Origin of the sequence: Kitasatospora aureofaciens (assembly GCF_019192735.1) — a bacterium.
GTDB lineage: Bacteria > Actinomycetota > Actinomycetes > Streptomycetales > Streptomycetaceae > Kitasatospora > Kitasatospora aureofaciens_A.
This window is the reverse complement of sequence record NZ_JAHTKP010000014.1, coordinates 114,088-138,485: the sequence shown is the minus strand read 5'-3', so window position 1 is coordinate 138,485 and position 24,398 is coordinate 114,088. Positions and strand designations below refer to the sequence as shown.

At 71.9% G+C, this 24,398-nt stretch carries 23 protein-coding genes, 2 tRNA genes and 2 pseudogenes; 17 read left to right on the top strand and 10 right to left on the bottom strand.

Features of this window, described 5'->3' with window-relative positions:
- Nucleotides 1-29 precede the first annotated feature (29 nt).
- Nucleotides 30-803: pseudogene (locus tag KV557_RS17285) on the top strand (aminotransferase class I/II-fold pyridoxal phosphate-dependent enzyme); the annotation flags it as partial.
- A gap of 239 nt (nt 804-1,042) precedes the next feature.
- Here KV557_RS17285 and KV557_RS17280 read toward each other — a convergent pair.
- Both KV557_RS17280 and KV557_RS17275 read right to left on the bottom strand, forming a co-directional pair.
- Entirely contained in the window at nt 1,043-2,386 is a 1,344-nt protein-coding gene (locus tag KV557_RS17280; protein WP_256177526.1) for a sensor histidine kinase, read from the bottom strand.
- Between the two features lie 7 nt (nt 2,387-2,393).
- Nucleotides 2,394-3,062, bottom strand: a complete 669-nt coding sequence (locus KV557_RS17275) for a response regulator transcription factor (RefSeq protein ID WP_218201137.1) — start codon at nt 3,060-3,062, stop codon at nt 2,394-2,396.
- 83 nt (nt 3,063-3,145) lie between these two features.
- Between KV557_RS17275 and KV557_RS17270 the strand changes: the two genes are divergently transcribed.
- From KV557_RS17270 to pyrE, 7 genes and pseudogenes are all read left to right on the top strand, one after another.
- On the top strand, nt 3,146-4,759 hold the full coding sequence (locus tag KV557_RS17270; RefSeq protein WP_256177525.1) for a COG4705 family protein: 1,614 nt from the start codon (nt 3,146-3,148) through the stop codon (nt 4,757-4,759).
- Between the two features lie 316 nt (nt 4,760-5,075).
- Complete coding sequence (locus KV557_RS17265; protein ID WP_218201135.1) at nt 5,076-6,236, top strand: pyridoxal phosphate-dependent aminotransferase; 1,161 nt, start codon at nt 5,076-5,078, stop codon at nt 6,234-6,236.
- A pseudogene (locus tag KV557_RS42665) lies at nt 6,236-6,379 on the top strand (amidase); the annotation flags it as partial. The gene KV557_RS17265 and the pseudogene KV557_RS42665, both read left to right, overlap by 1 nt.
- A 480-nt stretch (nt 6,380-6,859) precedes the next feature.
- On the top strand, nt 6,860-7,390 hold the full coding sequence (locus tag KV557_RS17260; protein WP_218201133.1) for a DUF2617 family protein: 531 nt from the start codon (nt 6,860-6,862) through the stop codon (nt 7,388-7,390).
- Between the two features lie 139 nt (nt 7,391-7,529).
- The gene (locus KV557_RS17255) at nt 7,530-9,167 is read left to right on the top strand and encodes a polyamine aminopropyltransferase (protein ID WP_308129937.1); all 1,638 of its coding nucleotides are present in this window, start codon (nt 7,530-7,532) and stop codon (nt 9,165-9,167) included.
- A gap of 90 nt (nt 9,168-9,257) precedes the next feature.
- Entirely contained in the window at nt 9,258-10,217 is a 960-nt protein-coding gene (locus tag KV557_RS17250; RefSeq protein WP_218201131.1) for a hypothetical protein, read from the top strand.
- A 38-nt stretch (nt 10,218-10,255) separates the two neighbouring features.
- A complete protein-coding gene (pyrE, locus tag KV557_RS17245) occupies nt 10,256-10,792 on the top strand; it encodes an orotate phosphoribosyltransferase (protein WP_218201129.1) in 537 nt (178 codons plus the stop codon).
- An 81-nt stretch (nt 10,793-10,873) separates the two neighbouring features.
- On the opposite strand, the gene KV557_RS17240 is transcribed toward pyrE, so the two are convergent.
- Nucleotides 10,874-11,593 carry a DedA family protein gene (locus KV557_RS17240; RefSeq protein ID WP_218201127.1) on the bottom strand — a complete coding sequence of 240 codons (720 nt, stop codon included), beginning with the start codon at nt 11,591-11,593 and terminating at the stop codon, nt 10,874-10,876.
- A 322-nt stretch (nt 11,594-11,915) separates the two neighbouring features.
- On the opposite strand from KV557_RS17240, the gene fbaA reads away from it, so the two are divergent.
- On the top strand, nt 11,916-12,938 hold the full coding sequence (gene fbaA / locus KV557_RS17235) for a class II fructose-bisphosphate aldolase (RefSeq protein WP_218201124.1): 1,023 nt from the start codon (nt 11,916-11,918) through the stop codon (nt 12,936-12,938).
- A 70-nt stretch (nt 12,939-13,008) separates the two neighbouring features.
- Here fbaA and KV557_RS17230 read toward each other — a convergent pair whose 3' ends face one another.
- Nucleotides 13,009-13,428 (bottom strand): DUF3151 domain-containing protein, encoded by a 420-nt coding sequence (locus tag KV557_RS17230; protein ID WP_218201122.1) that lies wholly within the window; start codon nt 13,426-13,428, stop codon nt 13,009-13,011.
- Nucleotides 13,429-13,498: 70 nt separating this feature from the next.
- A complete protein-coding gene (locus KV557_RS17225) occupies nt 13,499-13,765 on the bottom strand; it encodes a hypothetical protein (RefSeq protein WP_218201120.1) in 267 nt (88 codons plus the stop codon).
- Between the two features lie 18 nt (nt 13,766-13,783).
- Between KV557_RS17225 and KV557_RS17220 the strand changes: the two genes are divergently transcribed.
- Entirely contained in the window at nt 13,784-14,152 is a 369-nt protein-coding gene (locus tag KV557_RS17220) for a hypothetical protein (RefSeq protein ID WP_218201118.1), read from the top strand.
- On the opposite strand, the gene KV557_RS17215 is transcribed toward KV557_RS17220, so the two are convergent.
- The 4 genes from KV557_RS17215 to purS all read right to left on the bottom strand — a co-directional run bounded on the left by KV557_RS17215 (nt 14,149) and on the right by purS (nt 18,251).
- Nucleotides 14,149-14,976 carry a maleylpyruvate isomerase family mycothiol-dependent enzyme gene (locus tag KV557_RS17215; protein WP_218201116.1) on the bottom strand — a complete coding sequence of 276 codons (828 nt, stop codon included), beginning with the start codon at nt 14,974-14,976 and terminating at the stop codon, nt 14,149-14,151. The genes KV557_RS17220 and KV557_RS17215 overlap by 4 nt on opposite strands.
- Before the next feature lie 76 nt (nt 14,977-15,052).
- Nucleotides 15,053-17,323, bottom strand: coding sequence for a phosphoribosylformylglycinamidine synthase subunit PurL (purL, locus tag KV557_RS17210; RefSeq protein WP_218201114.1), 2,271 nt, complete (start codon nt 17,321-17,323; stop codon nt 15,053-15,055).
- The gene (gene purQ / locus KV557_RS17205; protein WP_218201112.1) at nt 17,323-18,000 is read right to left on the bottom strand and encodes a phosphoribosylformylglycinamidine synthase subunit PurQ; all 678 of its coding nucleotides are present in this window, start codon (nt 17,998-18,000) and stop codon (nt 17,323-17,325) included. Before purQ ends, purL begins: the two co-directional genes overlap by 1 nt.
- Nucleotides 17,997-18,251 carry a phosphoribosylformylglycinamidine synthase subunit PurS gene (purS, locus tag KV557_RS17200; protein WP_218201110.1) on the bottom strand — a complete coding sequence of 85 codons (255 nt, stop codon included), beginning with the start codon at nt 18,249-18,251 and terminating at the stop codon, nt 17,997-17,999. Before purS ends, purQ begins: the two co-directional genes overlap by 4 nt.
- Before the next feature lie 470 nt (nt 18,252-18,721).
- Here purS and KV557_RS17195 point away from each other — a divergent pair, with 470 nt between their 5' ends.
- The 7 genes from KV557_RS17195 to KV557_RS17165 all read left to right on the top strand — a co-directional run bounded on the left by KV557_RS17195 (nt 18,722) and on the right by KV557_RS17165 (nt 23,386).
- Entirely contained in the window at nt 18,722-19,039 is a 318-nt protein-coding gene (locus tag KV557_RS17195; RefSeq protein WP_030304494.1) for a histone-like nucleoid-structuring protein Lsr2, read from the top strand.
- Between the two features lie 156 nt (nt 19,040-19,195).
- Nucleotides 19,196-19,268: transfer RNA gene (locus KV557_RS17190), tRNA-Gly, on the top strand.
- Between the two features lie 39 nt (nt 19,269-19,307).
- A tRNA-Gly gene (locus KV557_RS17185) sits at nt 19,308-19,380 on the top strand.
- A gap of 176 nt (nt 19,381-19,556) precedes the next feature.
- Nucleotides 19,557-20,570 (top strand): ABC transporter ATP-binding protein, encoded by a 1,014-nt coding sequence (locus tag KV557_RS17180; RefSeq protein WP_218201108.1) that lies wholly within the window; start codon nt 19,557-19,559, stop codon nt 20,568-20,570.
- A complete protein-coding gene (locus tag KV557_RS17175) occupies nt 20,567-21,394 on the top strand; it encodes an ABC transporter permease (RefSeq protein ID WP_218201106.1) in 828 nt (275 codons plus the stop codon). The genes KV557_RS17180 and KV557_RS17175 overlap by 4 nt, the downstream gene beginning before the upstream one ends.
- A 100-nt stretch (nt 21,395-21,494) precedes the next feature.
- Entirely contained in the window at nt 21,495-22,724 is a 1,230-nt protein-coding gene (locus KV557_RS17170; protein ID WP_218201103.1) for a sensor histidine kinase, read from the top strand.
- A gap of 41 nt (nt 22,725-22,765) precedes the next feature.
- On the top strand, nt 22,766-23,386 hold the full coding sequence (locus tag KV557_RS17165) for a response regulator transcription factor (protein WP_218201101.1): 621 nt from the start codon (nt 22,766-22,768) through the stop codon (nt 23,384-23,386).
- A gap of 25 nt (nt 23,387-23,411) precedes the next feature.
- On the opposite strand, the gene KV557_RS17160 is transcribed toward KV557_RS17165, so the two are convergent.
- A complete protein-coding gene (locus KV557_RS17160) occupies nt 23,412-24,311 on the bottom strand; it encodes a phosphoribosylaminoimidazolesuccinocarboxamide synthase (RefSeq protein ID WP_218201098.1) in 900 nt (299 codons plus the stop codon).
- Between the last annotated feature and the right edge of the window lie 87 nt (nt 24,312-24,398).

Sequence of the window (24,398 nt, the reverse complement as noted above, 5' to 3'; positions counted from 1 at the left end):
GGGCCGACGACCACGCGGGAGGAGCCGTAATGGGTACGAGGCCGCTGCTGAACCGCCGGCTGGCGGGCATGGGGACGACGATCTTCGCCGAGATGTCGGCCCTCGCCACGGCCACCGGGTCGATCAACCTCGGGCAGGGCTTCCCCGACACCGACGGACCCGACGAGGTCCGCGAGGCCGCCGTCCGGGCGCTGCGCGAGGGGCGCGGCAACCAGTACCCGCCCGGCCCCGGCATCCCCGAGCTGCGGCAGGCCGTCGCCGAGCACCAGCAGCGCTTCTACGGGCTGTCGTACGACCCCGACACCGAGGTGCTGGTCACCGCCGGCGCCACCGAGGCCATCGCCGCCGCCCTGCTGGCGCTGCTGGAACCCGGCGACGAGGTCATCGCCCTCGAACCCTTCTACGACTCCTACGCCGCCTGCATCGCCATGGCCGGCGCCACCCGTGTCCCGCTCACCCTGCGCGCCCCGGACTTCCGCCCCGACCTCGACCGGCTCCGCTCGCTGATCACACCGCGCACCCGGCTGCTGCTGATCAACACCCCGCACAACCCCACCGGCCTCGTCCTCACCGCCGACGAGCTCGCCACGATCGCCGCCCTCGCCGTCGAACACGACCTCCTGGTGATCACCGACGAGGTCTACGAGCACCTGGTCTTCGGCGCCGCCCACCACCCGATCGCCGCCCTGCCCGGCATGCGCGAGCGGACCGTCGCCATCTCCTCCGCCGGCAAGACCTTCTCCTTCACCGGCTGGAAGGTCGGCTGGGTCAAGCCCTGTTCGCCTACCTATTCGCTGGCGAGGTGAACACGCGTCCGCAGCTGTCAGAGCGCGACCTTGGCCGCGCCCGACGAGCCTGAGCCGAGAGGCTCATGCCCCGCTCAATGCCGAACCGTGCGACGGAGGTGATCGCATTCGTCGCTCCCCGCGATTCGTACCTCACCGGCATCACCATCTCGGTCGACGAAAGTATCCGCCGACCCTCTGCAAGGGAGTCGGCGGTACCGATTCGACGCCTTGGCCGATGCCCCTCTCCGCGTCGGTCAACCTGCGGGAAGTGACACCACGAACCTCGCGCCGTCTGGCGAGGGTGCGAGGGTGATGTCGCCCCCGGCGGCGCGGGCAAGGCGGCGGGCCAGGGGGAGGCCGAGACCCGCGCCGTCGTGGCCGTCGCCCGGGTGGGCGCGGCGGCCCGCCTCGAAGACCGCTGCTCCCACCGACTCGGGTACGCCGCAGCCGTCGTCGACCACCGCCACCAGCACCCCGCCGGGCCGCCGCTCGGACTCCACGGTGATCCGGTGCACCGCGTAGCGGCGAGCGTTGTCGAGCAGCGGGGTGAGGATGCGCTCCATGAGTGCGGCGGGGACGCCGGCGGTCGCGCCGTCGCCGACCACGGTGATGGGCGGGGCCTCGGGGTGTTCCTCGCGGCTGCGCCCGGCCAGTGCGCGGGCCACGTCGTCCACGGCGCAGCGGCCGGGTACCTGGTCGGTGCGGGTGCGGGCCTCGGAGAGCAGGGTCTCGCAGATCCGCTGCATCTGGGCCGCGGCGGCGGCGATGGCCTCGTGCGAGGCGCACTGGTCGTCAGCGTTGCGGGGGCGGGCGGTGAGCCAGTCGGTCTCGGCGGTGATCCTGGCCAGGGGGGTGCGCAGTTCGTGGGAGAGCTCGGCCGTCAGCTGTTGCTCGTGGCGCAGCATCGCGGCCTGCCGGTCGAGGAGCTGGTCGAGGTTGCCGGCGAGCCCCGCGAGCTCGGCGAGGTGACCGTCGGCGCCGAACCTCTGGGTGGTGCCGTGCTCGCTCCACTCGGAGGCCTGGGCGCTCATCTCGCTCACCGGCCGCAGGGCCCGGCCGACCACTGTGCGGGTCACGAGGTAGATGCCGGCGAGCAGCAGTACGCAGAGCCCTATCGAGCCGGCCAGTGCCGACTGGGCGGTGAAGCGGTAGGCGTCCAGGCCGACCGAGGCGACGACTGTGCCCACCTGTCGGCCCCCTGCCATGACCGGCAGTGCGTACAGCCGGAAGGCGTGCGGTTCGGAGGTGTCCGTGAAGGTCTCGCCGTTTCCGGCCAGGTGGTCCGCGCGGTCCTGGAGCGTGCTCGATGCGCTGGGGCGCTGGATTGCCGTGGCGCCCTGGTAGATCCAGATGCCCACGTCGAGAGCCTGGTCGTCGGCCGGCTCGCGCTCCACGATCCGCCCGTCCGGCTGGGCCTCCATGGTCGCGGCCACCGCCACCGCGCGGGTGCGCACCAGGTCGTCGGCCTGCTGGCGCAGGCGCGCGCCCAGCTCCACGTTGAAGACGGCGGTGAGCACGGCGACCCAGATCGCGGTGGTGGCCAGCGCGACCAGGGCGAGGCGGCCGCGCAGGGTGGCGGGGGCTCTCATGACCTTCATGTGGTCCTCATGCGAAGCGGTACCCCACGCCGCGCGCCGTCAGGATGCCCCGCGCGCTGCCCGCCTCGCGCAGCTTGCGCCGCAGGCGCACCAAGTACTGGTCCAAGGTGTTGTCACTGACCTGGGCGCCCTCGGGCCACCCCGCCCGCAACAGCGTCCGCCTGCGGACCACCGCACCGGGGGCGGCCATCAGGCAGGCCAGCAGCCGGAACTCGGTCGGGGTGAGTGCCACCGACTCGCCGCTCGTGGATTCCAGCACGTGCGCGACCGGGTCCAGCCGCAGGCCGTCGACCTCCACACCGGGCTCGCGCCCGTTGCGGCGGATCGCGGCGCGTACCCGGGCCGCGAGCTCGGTCAGGTGGAAGGGCTTGGCGAGGTAGTCGTCGCCCCCGGCCGAGAAGCCCGACAGCCGGTCGGCCAGCGCGTCATGGGCGGTGAGGAAGAGTACGGGCGCGTCGAAGCCCGCCGCGCGCATGGCGTGGCAGACGTCACGCCCGTCGGAGTCGGGCAGACCGATGTCCAGGACCACGGCGTCCACCCGGTCGTGGACCACGCGCAGCGCGCCCGCCCCGTCGGTGGCGGTGAGCACCTCGAAGTGCTCCTCGCGCAGGCCTCGGGCGAGCACGTCGCGGAGTCCGTGGTCGTCCTCCACGACCAGCACGCGGTAAGCAGTCATGCAGGCCAGTATTGCCCGGCCGGTGCGTATCCCCGAACCGGTGCTCAGGTTGTGTTCAGGTCCGGGATGCAAGCCTCGCCCCCATGGCTACCACCACGGAACGGCTCTCGGCCACGCCCGACGCCCGACGGATGCTGAACAAGGTCCCCGAGGTCACGATCTGGTTCTGGGTCATCAAGATCCTGTGCACCACGGTCGGCGAGAGCTTCGCCGACTGGATCAACACGACTCTCGGTGTCGGCCTGATCAACACCTCATTGATCTTCACCGCCGTGCTGGCCGGTGCCCTGGGCTGGCAGCTCAGCACCAAGCGCTACGTCCCGTTCGTGTACTGGCTCACCGTCGTGGTGCTGAGTGTGACCGGAACCCTCTACACCGACATCCTCACCGACAGCCAGGGCGTCCCCCTCGCGGTGAGCAGCAGTGTGTTCGCCGGCGTCCTCGCCGTCGTCTTCGGGATCTGGTACGCCCGCGAGCGGACCCTGTCGATCCACAGCATCGTCACCCGCCCCCGAGAGCTCTTCTACTGGCTCGCGGTCCTGGTCACCTTCGCCCTCGGCACCGCGACCGGCGACTGGACCCTGGAGCTCACGGGCTGGACCCCGGGCGTCTCCGTGCTCCTTCCGCTCGGGTTGATCGCGGCCATCGTGCTCGCGTGGCGCCTCGGCGCGAGCGTGGTGCTCTCCTTCTGGCTGGCCTACATCCTCACCCGCCCGCTCGGCGCCAACCTCGGCGACTGGCTCGCCTCGCCCGGCAGCGACGGCGGCCTGGGCCTGGGGACGGCGGTGACCAGTGTGGTCTTCCTGGTCGCGATCCTCGCGACCGTCCTCTACCTCACCCGCAGCCGCAGCGACGTCATCGAGACCCACCCCCAGGCCGCCGGGGTGGCGAACCCGGTGCGCGAGCGGATCATGCTCGGCTACTACGCCGTCGTGGCGGTCGCCACCGCGGCGCTCCTGGTCTGGGCGAACCATCAGCCGCACGCGGCTCCGGTCGGCGAGGGTGACGGCCCCGCACCCGCGTCCGCCCCACTCACCCCGGAGCAGGCGACCTCATCGTTCCCTCCCGCTGACATCGCCAACTTCCGTACGATCACCGCTGACACCCTGGCCAAGCTCAACTCGGGCGACCAGGCGGCCGTGACCACCCGGGTCACCGACCTCGAAAAGGCCTGGGACGACGCCCAGCCCACCCTCGAACCCAAGAACCAGCAGGCCTGGACCTTCCTCGACGGCGAAATCGACCACGTCCTCAAGGCGCTACGCGCCTCGAACCCGGACAAGGCCACCGAGGCCGACGCTCTCAACACCCTCCTCACCTCACTCAGCTCGACGCCCCCGCAGTCACCCACGGCTGCGGCCGGCGCGGCCGGCACCCCCGCACCCGCGACCACTCCTCCCGCTCCGAAGCCGGCGACGGCATCGTTCCCTCCCGCTGACATCGCCAACTTCCGTACGATCACCGCTGACACCCTGGCCAAGCTCAACTCGGGCCACCAGGCGGCCGCCACCACCCGGGTCACCGACCTCGAAAAGGCCTGGGACGACGCCCAGCCCACCCTCGAACCCAAGAACCAGCAGGCCTGGACCTTCCTCGACGGCGAAATCGACCACGTCCTCAAGGCGCTACGCGCCTCGAACCCGGACAAGGCCACCGAGACCGACGCTCTCAACACCCTCCTCACCTCACTCAGCTGAGCGACGCCGCTCCGGGACACGCCCTGAGCGCGGAGTGCCCGTCGGAGCGGACCGGCGGGCACTCCGGGCTGCGGCTGTGGCCGTAGACCGTCTCGGCCAGACACATCATGGTGATCTCGGTTCCGGGGCCGCGCTGCCAGGAGTAGACACTCAGCCATTCGATGCCATGCACGTGCGACCTGTCACGGGCAAGTCGACAGCAGAACTCGGAGTGACGCAGAGCCAGTACGGCACCCTCCGACACTCAGGGCAAGCTTGTCCCCCGCTACGTCCTGCCCCGAGGATGGTCCCGACTACGAGCCGCAAGGAGCCGCTGATGGGTACCAGGCCGCTGCTGAACCGCCGACTGGCCGGCATGGGCACGACGATCTTCGCCGAGATGTCCGCACTGGCGGTCGCCACCGGGTCGGTCAACCTCGGCCAGGGCTTCCCCGACACCGACGGGCCGCGCGAGATCGCTCAGGCCGCCGCCGACGCCGTCCTCTCCGGCAAGGGCAACCAGTACCCGCCCGGCCCCGGCATCCCCGAGCTGCGTACCGCGATCGCCGAGCACCAGCAGCGCTTCTACGGCCTGTCCTACGACCCCGACACCGAGGTCCTGGTCACCGCCGGAGCCACCGAGGCCCTCGCCGCCGCCCTGCTCGCCCTGCTCGAACCCGGCGACGAGGTGATCGCCTTCGAGCCGTTCTACGACTCCTACGCCGCCTGCATCGCCATGGCCGGCGCCGTGCGCGTCCCACTGACCCTGCGTCAACCCACCTTCCGCCCCGACCTGGACGAGCTGCGCTCCCTCATCACCCCGCGCACCCGCCTCCTCCTGATCAACACCCCCCACAACCCCACCGGCCTCGTCCTCGACCCTTCCGAGCTCGCCGCCATCGCCGAACTCGCCGTCGAGCACGACCTGCTGGTCATTACCGACGAGGTCTACGAACACCTCGTCTTCTCCGGCACCCACCACCCCCTCGCCGCCCTCCCCGGCATGCACGAGCGCACCGTCTCCATCTCCTCCGCCGGCAAGACCTTCTCCTTCACCGGCTGGAAGGTCGGCTGGGTGACGGCGAGCCCGGCCCTCGTCTCGGCCGTCCGCACCGCCAAGCAGTACCTGACCTACGTCAGCGCGGGCCCCTTCCAGTACGCCGTCGCCGAGGCGCTCCGGCTCCCCGACGACTACTTCGACACCTTCCGGGCCGACCTGCTGCGCAAGCGCGACCTGCTGGCCGACGGGCTCTCCGCCGCCGGTTTCCGGGTCTTCAACCCCGAGGGCACCTACTTCATCACCACCGACATCACCCCGCTGGGCGAGAAGGACGGCATCGAGTTCTGCCGTGCCCTGCCCGAGCGCTGCGGCGTCGTCGCGATCCCCAACGCCGTCTTCTACGACGACAGCGAGGCCGGCCGGAGCCTGGTCCGGTTTACCTTCTGCAAGAAGGACGAGGTCCTCGCCGAGGCGGTGTCCCGGCTCCGGCGCCTCTGAGCCCGCCCGCCAGCGCCGCCGAGCTCGTGAAACTGACGGGGAGTTGGCTGAAGATCCGGCACTCATGGGCCGAATTCCTGGACGAGCACCCGCCGTTGCTCGGACTGGTGTTCACCGAACCCCCGATCGAGCCGGTCCTCGACCGGCTCGGAGCCTCGCACCGATCGACCCGCAACCTCGATCCTGATGATTCGTCAACTCGCCATCCATATATGCCAGGTTGATGCCTGAGAGGCAATCGCCTCCGCCTCCTTGGCATACCCCGCCGCCCGCCCGGCCCGCTGCCCGGCGGGCGGCGGCGCATGCGGTGCTCGTCCGGCGCACAACCGGCGCGCGCGGCGCACAACCCGGCACATGGGGCGCGTGCTGTGCAGACTCGCACACCGGATCGATCAGAGCCGGGAAGCAGGTGTGCTCGAAACGGTGAATGCTTGACAAAGTTGGGTAAATCACCGACGGACCCGGCGTATTCATGCTTCTCTGCTGCTGAATCTCCAGCCGGAATCCTTCCTTCCACGGTCGGCCGCGCCCAGGGCCGCACAGCCACGAACAGCCTCGCCATCGCCTAGGCCTAGTCGCTGCTGCTCGGCGGGCGCGCACGGAGCTGAAACGCGGAGCCGAGCATGCTCACCACACTGCAGACCTCCTACACGGATACCCGGGCCGGTGACCTGGCCTGGTGCCTGGGCGGCGAACTTCTGCCCGCTCTCGCGGTCCGCGACCTGAGACTCGACGGCACCGGCCGCCCCGGCACGTCCGGCACCCTCCAGCTGCGGCTGCTCGGCGCCTCCCACCAGGTGGTCGTCGTCGCCGGCCCGGACGAGTGCCTGGAGACCGTCGCCTGCCTGCCCAGCCGCCGCACCCCGCTGCCCGCCCGGGTGGCCAAGCAGGTCGGCAGCTGGGAGTACGAGTTCGCGGCCCGGATCGAGGCGCTGCCGCCGCACGACTTCGCGGCCCGCGCCCAGGAACTGCTGGCCCTGGTCGAGGGGCATCCGCGCGGCCTCGCCGGGATCTTCCCGGGCGACCCGAGCGCCTTCACCGCGCTGGTCACCCAGGGCGGCGCGGACCGGCTGCTCTGGCGCACCTGGCACGCCTACCCGCAGGAGGGGCAGCTGGTCTGCACCCGGTCCTCGCTCGTGGTGCCGCAGCCATGAGCAACAGCGGCCGCGGCGGGAGCACCGAACCCGTCATAGCCTTTGAATCGCACGCAGGAACGATTCGTCAACGGGACGTCCCGCACTGTCCGTCGGATGGGTGCAGCTATCCGTCCCGAACGTCGCCTAGCGTTTGTTCGTGATCAATCATCCGGCCGGTCCGCCCACGCACCCGGGCGTGGACCTCGACGACGCCAACCCACCCAGGCTCGCGCGGAACCTCACCCCGCTGCCCGCCCGCCGTCGGTCCCGGTTGCGCTCCCACCCCCGGCTGGCCCGCCTGACCGTCCTGCTCGCCACGTTCGTCTGCGCGGCCTGCGGACTCGTCTACGAACTCGAACTCGTCGCGCTCGGCGACTACCTGCTCGGCGACACGGTCACCCAGACCTCCGTCGTGCTCTCCGTCATGGTGTTCGCGATGGGCCTCGGCTCCCTGCTCGCCAAACGCCTCACCCGCCGACCCGCCACCGCCTTCGCCCTCGTCGAATGCGCCCTCGCGCTCACCGGCGGACTCTCCACCCTCGCGCTCTACTCCTGCTGGGCGTGGATCGGCCGCTACCAGGCCGCGATGGTCGGCCTCACCTGCCTGATCGGCATCCTCATCGGCGCCGAGATCCCGCTCCTCATGACCCTCATCCAGCGCATCCGCCGCGAGGACGCCGGCCGGGCCGCGGCCGACCTGTTCGCCGCCGACTACGTGGGCGCGCTCATCGGCGGCCTCGCCTTCCCGTTCCTCATCCTGCCCAGCCTCGGCCCGGGCACCGGCGCGCTCGTCACCGGCGCCGTCAACGCCGTCGCCGGCGCCGCCGTCGTGCTCTGGCTCTTCCGCGAAGAACCCGCGCCCCGGATACGACTGCTGCTCTGGGGCGGCTGCGGGCTCGTCCTCGCCGTCCTCACCGGCGCCGCCGCCGGCTCCGACGCCATCGAACGCGCCGCCCGGCACGCCCTCTACGGCGCCGACGTCCGCTACGCCACCCACAGCCACCACCAGGAGATCGTCCTCACCGGCCCCGCCGAAGGACCCCTCCGGCTCTACCTCGACGGACGGCTCGCCGTCTGCGGGCCCGACGAGTACCGCGGCAGCGAAGCCCTCGTCCACCCCGCCATGGCCGCCGGCCCCGACACCCGCGTCCTCCTGCTCGGCGGCGGCGACGGGCTCGCCCTCCGGGAGGTCCTCCGGCACAGCGGGGTCCGCTCGGTGCAGATCGTCGACGCCGACCCCGAACTCACCCGCCTCGCCCGCACCGACCCCGGCCTCGCCGCCCTCACCGGGCGCTCCCTGGACGACCCCCGGGTGCAGACCGCGGCAACCGACCCCATGAAGTGGCTGCGGCGCGGCACCACCGCCGACCACGCCTACGACGTCGTCCTCGCCGACCTGCCCGCACCCGCCGACGGCGGGCCGGTGAAGTTCCACTCCCAGGAGTTCTACGGCCTCGCCACCCGGCTGCTCTCCCCCGGCGGCCGGATCGCCGTCCGGGCCGGCGGCGACCAGCACGGCCTCTGGCAGATCGAGTCCGGGCTCAGGGCGGCGGGCCTGCGGACCGTGCCCTACGCCGTCCAGGGCAGCGCCACCGCCGGCTGCAGCCCCGGCGCGCCGGACGGCAGCCAGGACTTCCTCCTCGCCTCCGCCGCCCAACCCGCACTCACGCTGGCCCCCGACGCCCCACCGCCCCGCGCCCTCACCCCCGACACCCTCCGCACCTCGGCGGCCCGCCTCACCACCCTCCGCCCCACCCACCCCCCGGCCGCCCTCACCCTCCTGGGGCCCCGCTGACCGACCCGGGCGGCGAGGCGGGTGGGGCGGGGGAAATCGGGTGGGCCGTAGGTGGGGACCGGGCGGGGTTGGGTCGGTAGGCTCCGTGGCATGGAGCATGAGGTTGTCGTCCCAATGTCCGCCGAGCTGGTGCGGCAGGCCTTGCAGGATCCGGCGCTGCTGGCGCGGAGTGTGCCGGGCCTGAGTACCGAGCCCGCGGCCGTCGGTGCGGGGGCGGCCGAGGAGATCGGGGGCCGGCTCAAGGTGCGGATCGGCGGCTCCACCATCACGTACAAGGGCGTGCTGTCACTGATCGAGGGCCGTGAGGGCGTCCTGACCGTGCTCGCCGAGGGCCAGGAGGCCCGTGGCAGCGGCGAGGCGACGGCCACCGTCCGGGTGAGCGTCGTCGACGGCGCCGAGGACGGCACCGCCGTGATCCGCTTCACCGGCGACCTCAGCGCCACCGGACGCCTCACCGAGTTCGACGAGGACACCCTCACCGCCACCGGCCGCCGCCTCCTGGACCGTTTCGCCGCCGCCCTCGCCTCCCCGGAGGCAGAGTCGGAGGCAGAGTCGGAGGAGGAGACCGACGAGGAGGCGGGGGGCGAGGACGCCGAGGCGAGCGTCCTGTTCATCGAGGAGCGCCAGGACGAGCCCGGCGACGACCTCGACGACGACCTCTCCGACCTCATCGCCTTCTCCGACGCCGATGCCGAGCGCTTCGGCCTCCCCACCGGCGGCGCCGACGAGCACGAGGACGGCGTGGCCGAGGAGATCCCCGCCGAGCTGCCGTTCGAGTACGAGGAGGAGCCGGTGAGCGGCCCGGTGCGCCGCAGCATCGTCGGCCGCTCCGCCGAGGAGGTGGACCACGCCCCGCCGCGCGGGCGCTACGCCCCGGCTCTGCCGGCCCGCAGCGCCCGCGCCCGCGCGGCGTCCCGCTGGGGCGGCGAGGCGGGCGGGATCGTCGTGCCGGGCCCCGGCGGCCGCAATGCGATGCCGTGGGTGATCGGCGGCGGTGTGGCCCTGCTGGGCGGCGCCGTGGTGCTGGCGAGGGCGCTGCGCCGCCGCTGATGCGCACGGGCCCCCTGAGGCACCTAGACTGAACGCTCATGAGCAACGACCGCGACGCCCTGCTGGCACAGATCAAGGACAAGGCCGTCGTGCACGGCAAGGTCACCCTTTCCTCCGGCAAGGAGGCCGACTACTACGTCGACCTGCGCCGGATCACGCTGGACGGCGAGGCCGCCCCGCTGGTCGGCCGGGTGATGCTGGACGCGACCTCGCACCTGGAGTACGACGCCGTCGGCGGCCTGACCCTGGGCGCCGACCCGGTGGCCGCCTCGATGCTGCACGCCGCCGCCGCGCGCGGGCAGCGGCTGGACGCGTTCGTGGTCCGCAAGACGGGCAAGGCGCACGGCCTGCAGCGCCGGATCGAGGGCCCGGACGTGAAGGGCCGCCGCGTGCTGGCGGTCGAGGACACCTCCACCACCGGTGGCTCGGTGCTGACCGCCGTCGAGGCGCTGCGCGAGGCGGGCGCCGAGGTGGTCGGCGTCGCGGTGATCGTCGAGCGTGGCGGCGCCGCCGCGGTCGAGGCCCAGGGCCTGGAGTACGTGACCGCCTACACCGCGGCCGACCTGGGTCTCTGAGACCTGCACACATCCGAGCACGACAGAGGGCCCGGTCCTGTTTCACGTGAAACAGGACCGGGCCCTCTTTGCTGCAGGTGCTCAGCCCCGCCGGTGGCGCCCGGCACCGCTCTGCACGGTGTCGCCGACGGCGGTCTCCTCGCCGCCCGCCTTCTTCTTCCTGCGCTCCCGCACGACCTCGATGAGGATCGGCGAGATCGACAGCAGGACGATCAGCAGCACCGCCGGGATCAGGTACTTGTCGATCACCGGGGCGAGCGCGTCACCGAAGAAGTAGCCGATCAGCAGCATGGACTCGGTCCACAGCACACCGCCGATGACGTTCCACAGGAAGAACGTCCGGGCCGGCATCTCCAGGGTGCCGGCGACGGGGTTGAGGAAGGTGCGGACGATCGGCATGAATCGGGCCAGTACGACGGCCTTGCCGGGTCCGAACTTGGTGAAGTACTCCTCCGCCTTCACCACGTACTCGCGGCGGAAGATCTTCGAGTCTGGCTTGTCGAACATCCTGGGCCCGACCTTCGCCCCGATCAGATGCCCGAGCTGGGCGCCCGCGACCGCCGCCACCGGGGCGCCGATGAGCAGGACCGCGATGGGCAGCTTGGCGCCTTGGCCGAGCACCGACGAGGCCGCGTTGGAGGCGGCGACACCGGCGATGATCAGCAGGGAGTCGCCCGGGAAGAAGAACCCGACCAGCAGGCCGGTCTCCGCGAAGATGATCGCGAGAAGCCCGATGGCGCCGAGGGACGAGATCAGTTGTTTGGCGTCGAGCAGGTTGACGGCCAGCTGGTTGTAGTCCACGGGCGCAGGATAGCGGGCGTACCTTGACGGCAGCTGCCGACCGGGGCCGTTCGGGCGACCCGCGGACCCCCGAGGGCCGGAATTCCGACTGGCGGGCTCATGCTGACCTGCGCGCACGAGTCTGGGAAGATGGCACAGGCTTCCGGTCCGCGGTCGCAAATACCCTCGTTGTCGTACCGCGGTGGTCGCCTCGAACCTGGTACCGGAGCAGCCGGACCCGCAGAGCCGCGCGTCGGCGGCCGGTACCCCGGAGTCGTCACGAAGGCGTACACAGCGTCGGACAGCACCGTCCGTACGCCGCAACCCGACAGGAGCGGATCGCATGCCCATCGCAACTCCCGAGGTCTACAACGAGATGCTGGACCGGGCCAAGGCGGGCAAGTTCGCCTACCCGGCCATCAACGTGACCTCGTCGCAGACCCTGCACGCCGCGCTGCGCGGTTTCGCCGAGGCCGAGAGCGACGGCATCATCCAGATCTCGACCGGTGGCGCGGAGTTCCTGGGCGGCCAGCACAAGAAGGACATGGTGACCGGCGCCGTGGCGCTGGCCGAGTTCGCCCACATCGTGGCCGCCAAGTACGACATCACCGTCGCGCTGCACACCGACCACTGCCCGAAGGACAAGCTGGACGGCTACGTCCGCCCGCTGCTGGCGATCTCCGCCGAGCGCGTGGCCAAGGGCCGGAACCCGCTGTTCCAGTCGCACATGTGGGACGGCTCGGCCGAGACCCTGGCGGACAACCTGGCGATCGCCCAGGAGCTGCTGGCCCAGGCCGCCGCCGCCAAGATCATCCTTGAGGTCGAGATCACCCCGACCGGCGGCGAGGAGGACGGCGTCTCGCACGAGATCAACGACGAGCTGTACACCACCGTCAACGACGCCGTGCGCACCGCCGAGGCGCTGGGCCTGGGCGAGAAGGGCCGCTACCTGCTGGCCGCCTCGTTCGGCAACGTGCACGGCGTGTACAAGCCGGGCAACGTCGTGCTGAAGCCGGAGCTGCTGCGCGAGCTGCAGGACGCCATCGGCAAGCAGTACGGCAAGACCGACCCGTTCGACTTCGTCTTCCACGGCGGCTCGGGCTCGACCGCGGAGGAGATCGCCACCGCGCTGGAGAACGGCGTCGTGAAGATGAACCTGGACACCGACACCCAGTACGCCTTCACCCGCCCGGTCGCGGACCACATGTTCCGCAACTACGACGGTGTGCTGAAGGTCGACGGCGAGGTCGGCAAGAAGAACACCTACGACCCGCGCACCTGGGGCAAGCTGGCCGAGGCGAGCATGGCCGCCCGCGTGCTGGAGGCCGCTCAGCAGCTGCGTTCGGCCGGCAACCGCCTGAAGTGAGCGCGGTAGCCGCGTAAACGCGTGTGCCCCCCGGTGGTCGTCCACCGGGGGGCACATCCGTCTGCGGCTGCTACTGCTTCAGTGCGGCGTACGCTTCCTCGCTGCTGTCCTTCAGGAACTGCCAGCAGCGGGCCTCCTCCTCGGTGTCCTTGATCGCGCCGGCGGCGCGGGCCAGGCCCGCGAGGCAGCGCAGGAAGCCGCGGTTGCCGCGGTGCTCCCACGGCACCGGCCCGTGGCCCTTCCAGCCGCTGCGGCGCAGCGCGTCGAGGCCGCGGTGGTAGCCGGTGCGGGCGTAGGCGTACGACTCGACGTAGCGGCCGGCCGCGTAGGCGTCGTCGGCGAGCATGGCCCAGGCCAGGCAGAACGCCGGGTAGTCGGCGGCGACCTGGGTCGGCGAGGCCGACTCCTCCGCCAGCATCTTGTAGGGCTGCTCGTCCTCCGGCAGAAGCGTCGGTTCGGGGCCGTCGAGAAGATTCCTGTGAATCGCCATGCAGGCAGTCTGCCATCCGAGGCTCAGGGGTCAACCGCCGTCGCGCGATCGGCCTCGGCCGCGCAGCGCCTCAGTGCCGGACGGTGACGACGATCTTGCCGATCTGGCCGTTGGCCTCCAGGTGGCGGTGTGCGTCGGCGACCACCACGTGCGCGGCGCCGGCCGCCCGCAGCTGGGCCGCCTTGGCCGCTGTCCGGGGGACGGCGCCGAGGGCGGCGGCGAGGGCGGCGGCGATCTGGATCGCGGCGACGGCCCGGACGGCAAGGACGGGCCCGCGGTCGACGGCAACTGGGGCGACGGTGTGCCGGCCCAGCCCTGGCCCCCGGACCGGACCCACCCGCCGTCCATGCCGTCGATGCCGGCCAGTCCCCCGCGCGCGGAGATCCTCTGCCACTACCAGGTCGGCCAGGCCCGGGTGGACATCGAGCTCATGGCCGTCCCGCAGAGCGGATACGGCGTCAACATGCTGCTGCCGCGGATCCGGGCCGCCGCACTGCTCGACACCCAGCAGCTCCAGCAGTTCGCCGCCGAGCAGCCCGGCCCCGGGCAGACGAAGCTGGTCCCGGGGCAGGGCACCGCCGCGATCGCGCGGATCACGCCCAAGGGCGAGGGCGACCTCGTCCTGTTCCTCTCCCAGAACCTCCGCGCCGCCGATCCGGAGCCCTCGCTCACCGGCGAGCCGCTGCGCAGGGCCGCCGAGACCCTGGCCGGCCAACTGCGTTAGCCCAGGACCGGCAGGTACGCCCGCAGGTCGCTGCGCTCGCCGGAGGCGGACACGGTGGCGGCGTCCACGGCGGCGGCCCATCCGGTACGGCCGGTGGCCAGCCGGATCCAGGTCAGCGGGTCCGTCTCGACCACGTTGGGCGGGGTGCCGCGGGTGTGCCGGGGGCCCTCGACGGCCTGGACCACAGCGTACGGCGGGATCCGCAGCTCGACGGAGCCGCCCGGGGCCCGGGCGGCGAGGGCGTCGGCGAGCAGCCGGGTGACGGCGGCGACGGCCTGGCGGTCGTGCGGGAAGCCGTCGAGGCCGAGCGCGTCGGCCAGGTCGTCGGCGTGCACGACGGTCTCCACCAGCCGGGTCACCAGCATGTCGGAGAGCGCCATCGAGCCCAGCCGGATCTCGAACCTCCGCTGCGGGTCCCGGACTTCGGCGCCCGCCAGCAGGTCGGTCAGCCCGTTCGCGGCCCGCTCGAAGGCCGCCGCCACCGCGGCCGGATCCCCGCCGAACTCGCCGGCGGCCTGCGCCCGCGCCTGCTCGTCGAGCAGCGGCGCCACCGTGCCGACCGCGGCCACCCACCCCAGCAGGTCCAGCGGCGGCCGCCCCTCCTGCGGATCGTCGACGTGCGCCGGCACCCAGTCGATCTGCACGGCGAGGTGCGCGATCAGCTCGCGGACCGTCCACTCCCCCACCCGGGTCGGCCGGGCCAGCAGCTCCTCGGCGTCGGCGCGTTCGCAGAGCTGCCGGACGGCATCGCGCAGCGCGCCGGTCTGCGCCGTCAGGGCGGCGATCACCTTGGCGGGCTGGTACGTACGGGACTTGGCAGGCATGGCCCCCAACATACGCCGACGGGCGGACGGTTCAGTCGAACCGTCCGCCCGTCGGATCACGCAGGTCAGGCGGGCGTCAGGCGAGCAGGGCCTCGATGACGCCGGTGTGGGCGTCCTTCAGCTCGGCCAGCGAGACGGTGAACTGGCCCTGGACGTCCAGGCTTTCGCCGTCCACGACACCGATCCGGGTGGCCGGCAGGCCCCGCGCGGTGCACATGTCGTTGAACCGGAGCTCCTCGCTGCGCGGCACCGCCACGACGGCGCGGCCGGCCGACTCGGAGAACAGGAGCACGAACGGGTCCATGCCCTCGGGCACGATGATCCGCGCGCCGTGGCCGCCCTTGAGGCAGCTCTCCACGAGCGCCTGGCCGAGGCCGCCGTCGGAGAGGTCGTGCGCGGCGTCGATCATGCCGTCGCGCGAGGCGGCGATCAGGATGTCGCCGAGCAGCCGCTCGCGCTCCAGGTCGACCTTGGGCGGCAGACCGCCGAGGTGGTCGTGGACCACCTGCGACCAGGCCGAGCCGCCGAGCTCGTCCGCCGTGTCGCCGAGCAGGTAGAGCAGCTGCCCCTCCTCGGCGAAGGCGACCGGGGTGCGCCGGGTGACGTCGTCGATGACGCCGAGCACCGCGACCACGGGGGTCGGGTGGATGGCGACCTCGCCGGTCTGGTTGTACAGCGAGACGTTGCCGCCGGTGACCGGGGTGCCGAGGGCCAGGCAGGCGTCGGCCAGGCCGCGGGTGGCCTCGGCGAACTGCCACATGACGTCCGGGTCCTCGGGGGAGCCGAAGTTGAGGCAGTCGGAGACCGCGAGCGGCTTGGCGCCGCCGGCCGCGACGTTGCGGTACGCCTCGGCGAGGGCCAGCTGGGCGCCGGTGTACGGGTCCAGCTTGGCGTAGCGGCCGTTGCCGTCGGTGGCGACCGAGACGCCGAGGTTGGTCTCGTCGTCGATCCGGATCATGCCCGAGTCCTCGCCGGACGCGAGCACGGTGTTGCCGAGCACGTAGCGGTCGTACTGGTCGGTGATCCAGGACTTGGAGGCCTGGTTCGGCGAGCCGGCGACCTTCAGCAGGTCGGCCTTGAGGCCCCCGCCGGTGGTCGGGCGGGCCAGCCGCTCGCCGGTGGGGGCGTCGGCCTGCAGCGCGTCCTGCCAGCTCGGGCGGGCGTACGGACGCTGGTAGGTCGGGCCCTCGTGGGCGACGGTGCGCGGCGGCACGTCCACGACGAGCTCGCCGTGCCAGAAGATCTCCAGGCGCTCGCCGTCGGTCACCTCACCGATGACGGTGGCGATGACGTCCCACTTCTCGCAGATCTCCAGGAAGCGGTCGACCTTGTCGGGCTCGACGATGGCGCACATGCGCTCCTGCGACTCGCTCATGAGGATCTCCTCCGGCGAGAGCGTGTGGTCGCGCAGCGGCACGGTGTCCAGCTCGATCCGCATGCCGCCGGAGCCGGCCGAGGCCAGCTCGCTGGTGGCGCAGGACAGGCCGGCGCCGCCGAGGTCCTGGATGCCCTTGACGAGCTTCTCGCCGAAGATCTCCAGGGTGCACTCGATGAGCAGCTTCTCCTGGAACGGGTCGCCGACCTGGACGGCCGGGCGCTTGGCCGGCTTGGTGTCGTCGAAGGTCTCGGAGGCCAGCACCGAGACGCCGCCGATGCCGTCGCCGCCGGTGCGGGCGCCGTACAGGATGACCTTGTTGCCGGCGCCGGAGGCCTGCGCGAGGTGGATGTCCTCGTGCTTCATGACGCCCACGCACAGCGCGTTGACCAGCGGGTTGCCCTGGTAGCAGGAGTCGAAGACGACCTCGCCGCCGATGTTCGGCAGGCCCAGGCAGTTGCCGTAGCCGCCGATGCCCGCGACGATCCCGGGCAGCACGCGCCGGGTGTCCGGGTGGTCGGCCGCGCCGAACCGCAGCGGGTCCATGACGGCGACCGGGCGGGCGCCCATCGCGAGGATGTCGCGGACGATGCCGCCGATGCCGGTGGCCGCGCCCTGGTAGGGCTCGATGTACGACGGGTGGTTGTGCGACTCGACCTTGAAGGTGACCGCGTAGCCCTGGCCGACGTCGACCACACCGGCGTTCTCGCCGATGCCGACGAGCATCGCGTCAGCACCTGGAGTCCCGGCGGCCGGCTTCTTCTCGCCGAACTGCTTCAGGTGGACCTTGCTGCTCTTGTACGAACAGTGCTCCGACCACATGACCGAGTACATCGCGAGTTCCGCCCCGGTCGGGCGGCGGCCGAGAATCTCCCGGATCCGCGCGTACTCGTCCTCCTTGAGGCCGAGTTCGGCCCACGGCTGGGCCGCGTCCGGGGTCTGCTCGGCGTTCTTGACGGTGTCGAGACTCATCAGGCGTTCACCAGCTGCTTCAGAACGGAAGTGAAGAAGCCCAGGCCCTCGGTGGTCGGACCGGTGAGCGGCTCCACGGCGTGCTCCGGGTGCGGCATCAGGCCGACGACATTGCCGGCGGCGTTGGTGATGCCGGCGATGTCGCGGTACGAACCGTTCGGGTTGACGTCGAGGTAACGGGCGACCACCCGGCCCTCCGCCTCCAGTTCGTCCAGCACGTGCGCGTCGGCGACGAAGCGCCCCTCGCCGTTCTTCAGCGGAACGACGATTTCCTGGCCCGCCGAGTAATCCCGGGTCCACGCGGTGCCGGCGTTCTCGATCCGCAGCTTCTGGTCGCGGCAGACGAAGTGCAGCGAGTCGTTGCGGGTGAGCGCGCCGGGCAGCAGGTGCGATTCGCACAGCACCTGGAAGCCGTTGCAGATACCGAGGACCGGCATTCCGAGCTTCGCCTGCTCGATGATGGTGTCCATGACCGGCGAGAAGCGGGAGATGGCCCCGCAGCGCAGATAGTCGCCGTAGGAGAATCCGCCCGGCAGGACGACGGCGTCGACCTGGTGGAGATCCTTGTCACGGTGCCAGAGGGCGACCGGCTCCGCGCCGGCCAGGCGGACCGCGCGCTGGGCGTCGCGGTCGTCGAGGGAACCGGGGAAAGTGACGACGCCTACGCGGGTGGTCACTTCGCCTCCTCCTCGACCCGGACGGTGAAGTCCTCGATCACGGTGTTGGCGAGAAAGGTCTCGGCGGCTTCGCGGATACGGGCGAGCGCGGCGTCGTCGACCGGGCCCTCCAGCTCCAGCTCGAAACGCTTGCCCTGGCGAACGTCGGCGATCCCGGTGAATCCGAGACGGGGCAGTGCGCGCTGCACCGCCTGTCCCTGGGGGTCGAGGATCTCCGGCTTGAGCATGACGTCGACTACGACGCGTGCCACTGGCACTCCCGGTGGTGTCTTCGTGAGGCGGGGGAACTCCAGACTACCGGGGGTTTCGGGCGGGGATTGCTGGCCGGGGAGGGCGACGCGCGTAGACCCGAGACCCTTACGCCGCAAGGGATCCGGGCCCACGGACCCCCCACCCTGCGCGCCCCATTTCAGCGGATTCGGTGGCCCGCCGGAGAACCCCCGAAGAACACCCGAATACGGCACTCCGGGACAGAACCGCCCGTCCCGCGCCCCGGTATCCGGTAGTCCGACGAAGAGACGTGAATATCCGGAAAAGAAAGCCGGACTCTTCGATTTCGACCAGCTTCGGGTGCAGAATAGGGCCACCTGTCGCGGCAAGTGCTGCGTATCCGGCGGGCCACCGGGCCTGCCCGTATGCGCTTGCGCGAGTGGTGCACATCAGGCCCCCGGGGGCGCATCCCGCGTACCGACGGCCGAATTGCCCGAGAGGATTGACACCCATGGCTCAGCGTGTAGTTGTCACGCTCTCCGACGACCTGGACGGCGGCGCCGCCGCGGAAACCGTCCACTTCGGCGTCGACGGGAAGTCGTACGAGATCGACCTGTCCGTGGACAACGCGGAAAAGCTGCGGGAGGCCCTCGCTCCGTTCGTCGCGGCCGGCCGCCGGCAGAGCCGCACCGGAAAGTCCTTCCGCCGCACCGCCCTGACCCCGGACCCGGCCGCGGTCCGCGCCTGGGCCCAGTCGCGCGGAATGGAGCTGCCGGCCCGCGGCCGCATCCCCAAGCACGTGTACGAGGCGTTCGCCGAGGCGAACTGACCCCGCCGGAGCCTCCCGGCCCGCGCCCGGAGGCTCCGCGGTCGCCCTGCCCGGCCCAAAAGGGTGGGGCGACCACCCCGAACGATGCTGTAGAGTATTCCTCGTCGCCGCAACGGAGAGATCCCAAGAGGCGGCCGGTGCCCCACCAGGCACCGTGCGGACGTGGCTCAGTTGGTAGAGCATCACCTTGCCAAGGTGAGGGTCGCGAGTTCGAATCTCGTCGTCCGCTCGCAGTGCGCGAGCACAGCACAACTCAATAGTTTGACCTGCGGACGTGGCTCAGTTGGTAGAGCATCACCTTGCCAAGGTGAGGGTCGCGAGTTCGAATCTCGTCGTCCGCTCCGAAACGAAGGGCCCCCTCGATCGAGGGGGCCCTTCGGCATTTCCCCGCAGAACAGCCACGGAACCGGTGCGAACCCCACCCATGACATTTGTCACCGCCGACCCGTGGATCCGCATCCCCTTCCCATGACGGCGCGCACTGACCGCGCGACCGGGGCGGCGGAAGGCTGGAGCCATGGAAACGAGCCAGCCCCCGGCCCCCTCCGGGCACGTGATCGAGGTCACCGACCTGCACCGCCACTACGGCACCGGCGCCACCGGCTACCACGCCGTCCGCGGCGTCGACCTGGCCGTCGGCCGCGGCGAGCTGTTCGCCCTGCTCGGCACCAACGGGGCCGGCAAGACCTCCACCATGGAGCTCATCGAGGGCCTGGCCGCGCCCAGCGGCGGCACCGTCCGGGTGCTCGGCCGCGACCCGTACCGGGAGCGCGCCGCCGTCCGCCCGCGGATCGGCATCATGCTCCAGGAGGGCGGCTTCCCCGGCGAGCTCACCGTGGCCGAGACCGGCCGCACCTGGTCCGGCCTGACCAGCGGGGCCCGGCCGATCGACGAGGCGCTGGAGCTGGTCGGCCTGGCCCACCTCCGCGGCGTCCGGGTCAAGCAGCTGTCCGGCGGCGAGCGCCGCCGGCTAGACCTCGCGATGGCACTGCTCGGCCGCCCCGAGGTGCTCTTCCTGGACGAGCCCAGCACCGGCCTCGACCCGGAGGCCCGCGCCGCTGTCTGGCGGCTGGTCCGCGAACTGCGCGCCCAGGGCACCACGGTGCTGCTCACCACGCACTACCTGGAGGAGGCCGAGGAGCTGGCCGACCGGCTGGCCATCATGCACGGCGGACAGGTCGTCACCACCGGCACGGTCGCCGAGGTGATCGCCGGCCGGCCGTCCCGGATCGCCTTCGAGCTGCCCGAGTTCACCGGAGCCTCACTGCCGCTGCTGGCCGGAGCCGAACTCACCGTCGACGGCCGCAAGGTCACCGTGCAGACCACCGGCCTCCAGAGCACCCTCTACGACCTGCTCGGCTGGGCCCAGCACCACGGCATCGCGCTCGGCGCGCTGGACGCCCGCAGCGCCTCGCTGGAGGAGGCCTTCCTCGCCATCGCCTCCGAGGCCGCCCACCAGCCCCCGCCGCAGAACCCCGACGTCCCCACCACCCGCACCGCCCGCCGCCGCCTGATCGGATCCGCCCGATGACCACCGCCGTCCCCACCGCCGCCGGCCCCCGGAGCACCACCTTCCGCCGCCTGGTCTCCCTCGGCCGGGCAGAGGCCACGCTGCTGCTGCGTAACCGCTCGGCCCTGTTCACCGCCCTGCTGCTGCCGCTGGTGATGATCGGCGGACGGCGCAGCATGCTCAAGCAGCAGGCCGGGTCCCACCCCGGCCTGGACATCGACGCGCTGCTGATCAACGGCACCATCGGCGGGATCCTGGCGTTCGTCGTCTACTACAACCTGACTGCCGCGTACGTCGGCCGCCGCAACGAGCTGGTGCTCAAGCGGCTGCGCACCGGTGAGGCCCGGGACATCGAGATCCTGGCCGGTACCGCGGTGCCGTCGGTGAGCCTCGCCCTGCTGATGAGCGCCGTGGTCGCCGTCGGCGGCGCCGCCGTCCTGAAGCTCGGCGCGCCGGTGAACCCGCTGCTGCTGGCCGCCGGGCTGGCCCTGAGCATCGGCATCATGATCGCGCTGGCCGCCCTCACCAGCGCCTTCACCAAGACCGTCGAGACCGCCGGCATCACCACCCTCCCGCTGCTGCTGATCTCCCAGTTCGGCTCCGGCCTGTTCATTCCGCTGGAGGTCATGCCCGGCCGGGTGGCCGACTTCTGCCGCCTGCTGCCCACCACCCCGGGCTACCAGCTGATCCGCCTCGGCTGGACCGGGACCGACGGCTCGGCCCCCGCCACCGGCTTCGCGGGCACCTGGTCCACCGCCGCCCCGCACCTGGTCACCGGCGCCGTCTGGCTGGGTCTCGCGGTCTGGGGCGCGGTGCGCTACTTCCGCTGGGAATCGCGCCGCTGACGCTCCGGCGGCTTGCTCCACGGAATCCGAAGGACATGTCCCCGTTCCACCTCTGATAAGAAGGCAGCGGCACGATCGTGATCAAACGGGGAGAAATGCGATGGATGTCCGGGGGCCGGTCCGCCGGTGGAAGGGCTTCGGCAAGCCGCAGCGCGCCGAGCTGTACTTCCGCTGGTCCCTCTACCTGATGGCGTGGTTCATGCTTCCGGTGAACCTGCTGGTCAGCGCCTCGCCCGCGAACCCCCCGCACGCGGCCGGCGTCGTCCAGGCCACCCTGGTCCTGTCGCTCGCCTCCGTCCTGGTCACCCTCCGGGCGTACCGCACCTCGCTCGACCACTACCTGCACCGGCCGAGCGAGTACCTGCGCTGGCTGGCCGTCAACACCACACTCACGGTGGCCGGTTCCTGGGTCGTCCTGCTGCTCGGCCCCTCGTCCGGCGGGTCGACGAATCCCCAGGGACCGCCGTTCACCGCGGTGGTCGCCGCCGCCCTGCTGGGCGCGGCCGTCGGCCCGATGAGTGTGGGCCTGCCCCTGCGCAGGGCCTGCCTCGCCGGACTCGGCACGGTGGCGCTGGTCGCCCCCGCGATGGTGCTGGCCGGCATCAGCGCGGCCACCACGACCGGTCTGCTGATCGGGACGCTGTTCGGCCTGGCGATCCTGATCGGCAGCTGCCGCAGCTTCGCCTGGGTGACCGCCATCGTCTGGGAGCTGGACACCGCCCGCGAGGCGCAGTCCCGGCTCGCCGTCGCCGAGGAGCGGCTGCGGTTCTCCCGCGACCTGCACGACGTGATGGGCCGCAACCTCACCACCATCGCGCTCAAGAGCGAGCTCGCCGTCCAACTCGCCCGCCGCGGACGCCCGGAGGCCGCCGACCAGATGGCCGAGGTGCAGAAGATCGCCCAGGAGTCGCAGCGCGAGGTCCGGGACGTCATCCGCGGCTACCGCACCGCCGACCTGCACGCCGAGGCGATCGGCGCCCGCGCGGTGCTCCGCGCCGCCGACGTGGCCTGCGAGATCGACCTCGGCGAGAACCCCGACGAACTGCCGCCGCCGGTGCAGTCGGTGCTCGGCTGGGTGATCCGCGAGGCCACCACCAACGTGCTGCGGCACAGCGAGGCCGGCCGCTGCCTGATCCGGCTGCGCCGGGAGGACGGCCGGGCGGTGCTGGAGCTGGAGAATGACGGGGTGCCCGCCGTCCCGCTCCCCTCCCAGGGCAGCGGCACCGGGCTGCGGGGGCTGCGCGAGCGGCTGGCCGCCCACAACGGCGAGCTGACCGTCCCGGAGGCCGCGCCGGGCATCTTCCGGATGCTCGCCGCCGTTCCGCTCTGACGTCCCGCTCCGAACCCTTCGACAGCGAAGAAGGCCCGCCGATGACCGACACCCCGCCCGTGCGCGTCCTGCTCGCCGACGACGAGCACCTGATCCGGGGCGCCCTGGCCGCGCTGCTCTCCCTGGAGGACGACCTCACCGTGGTCGCCCAGGCCGGCTCCGGCCCGGAGGCGCTGGCGATGGCGCAGGCGCACCGCCCCGACATCGCGGTGCTGGACCTGCAGATGCCCGGCAAGGACGGCATCGAGGTGGCCGCCGAGCTGCGCCGGCTGCTGCCGGACTGCCGCTGCATGATCGTCACCGGCCACGGCCGCCCCGGCTACCTGAAGCGGGCGCTGGAGGTCGGGGTGCGCGGCTTCCTGCCGAAGACCGTCTCGGCGGCCGACCTGGCCGGAATCATCCGGACCGTCCGGGCCGGCGGCCGGTACGTCGACCCGGAGCTCGCGGCGGACGCGATCAGCGCGGGCGAGACCCCGCTGACGCCGCGCGAGACGGACGTCCTGGAGCTGGCCGCCGACGGCACCCCGATCGCCGAGATCGCCGTACGGGCGGCGCTGTCCCAGGGCACCGTCCGCAACTACCTCTCCTCGGCGGCCACCAAGCTGGGCGCGGAGAACCGGCACGCGGCAGTGCGGATCGCCCGCGAGCACGGCTGGATCTGAGCCGGGCCAGCGGGCTCTCACCAGGTCAGACCCAGCTGGTGCCGGTCAGCCGCTCGTACACCTCGATGTACTTGGCCCGGGTCTGCTCGACCACCTCGGCCGGCAGGGCCGGTGGCGGCTCCTCGCTGTAGCGGTCCCAGCCGGAGGCCGGGGAGACCAGCCAGTCGCGGATCAGCTGCTTGTCGAAGGACGGCTGCGAGCGGCCCGGCTGCCACTCGTCGGCCGGCCAGTAGCGGGAGGAGTCCGGGGTGAGCACCTCGTCGCCGATCACCAGTTCGCCGTCCAGCAGGCCGAACTCGAACTTGGTGTCGGCCAGGATGATGCCGCGGTCGCGGGCGATGTCCCGGGCCCGGGCGTAGACGTCCAGGGTGGTGCGGCGCAGCTGGGCCGCCAGCTCGGCGCCGATCCGGCGGGCGGTCTCCTCGTAGGGGACGTTCTCGTCGTGCTCGCCGACCTCGGCCTTGAGCGCCGGGGTGTAGATCGGGGCGGGCAGCTCGGAGCTGTTCTCCAGGCCCTCGGGCAGGGCGATGCCGCAGACCGTGCGGCTCTCGTTGTACTCGGTCAGGCCGGAGCCGGCCAGGTAGCCGCGGGCGACCGCCTCGACCGGGATCATGTCCAGGCTGCGGCAGATCAGGGTGCGGCCCTTCCAGTCGGCCGGGGCGCCGGCCGGGATCTCGGTGGAGATCACGTGGTTGGGCACGATGTCGGCGATCCGGTCGAACCACCACAGGGAGAGCTGGGTGAGGACGCGGCCCTTGTCGGGGATCTCGTTCGGCAGCACCCAGTCGTGGGCGGACATCCGGTCGCTGGCCACCATGACCAGTTCGCCCGACGCGGTGCGGTAGAGGTCGCGCACCTTGCCGGTGTGCAGGTGGACCAGGCCGGGTACCTGGACCGGCTCGGGCTTGGTGACAAATCCGCTCAAGGTGTTCAGTCCTCAGGGGTCGTTCGCGGGCGTGGGGCACCGCGAAAGGGGAGGTCACTGCCCCAGCAGTCTTTCACGAACGCCCGG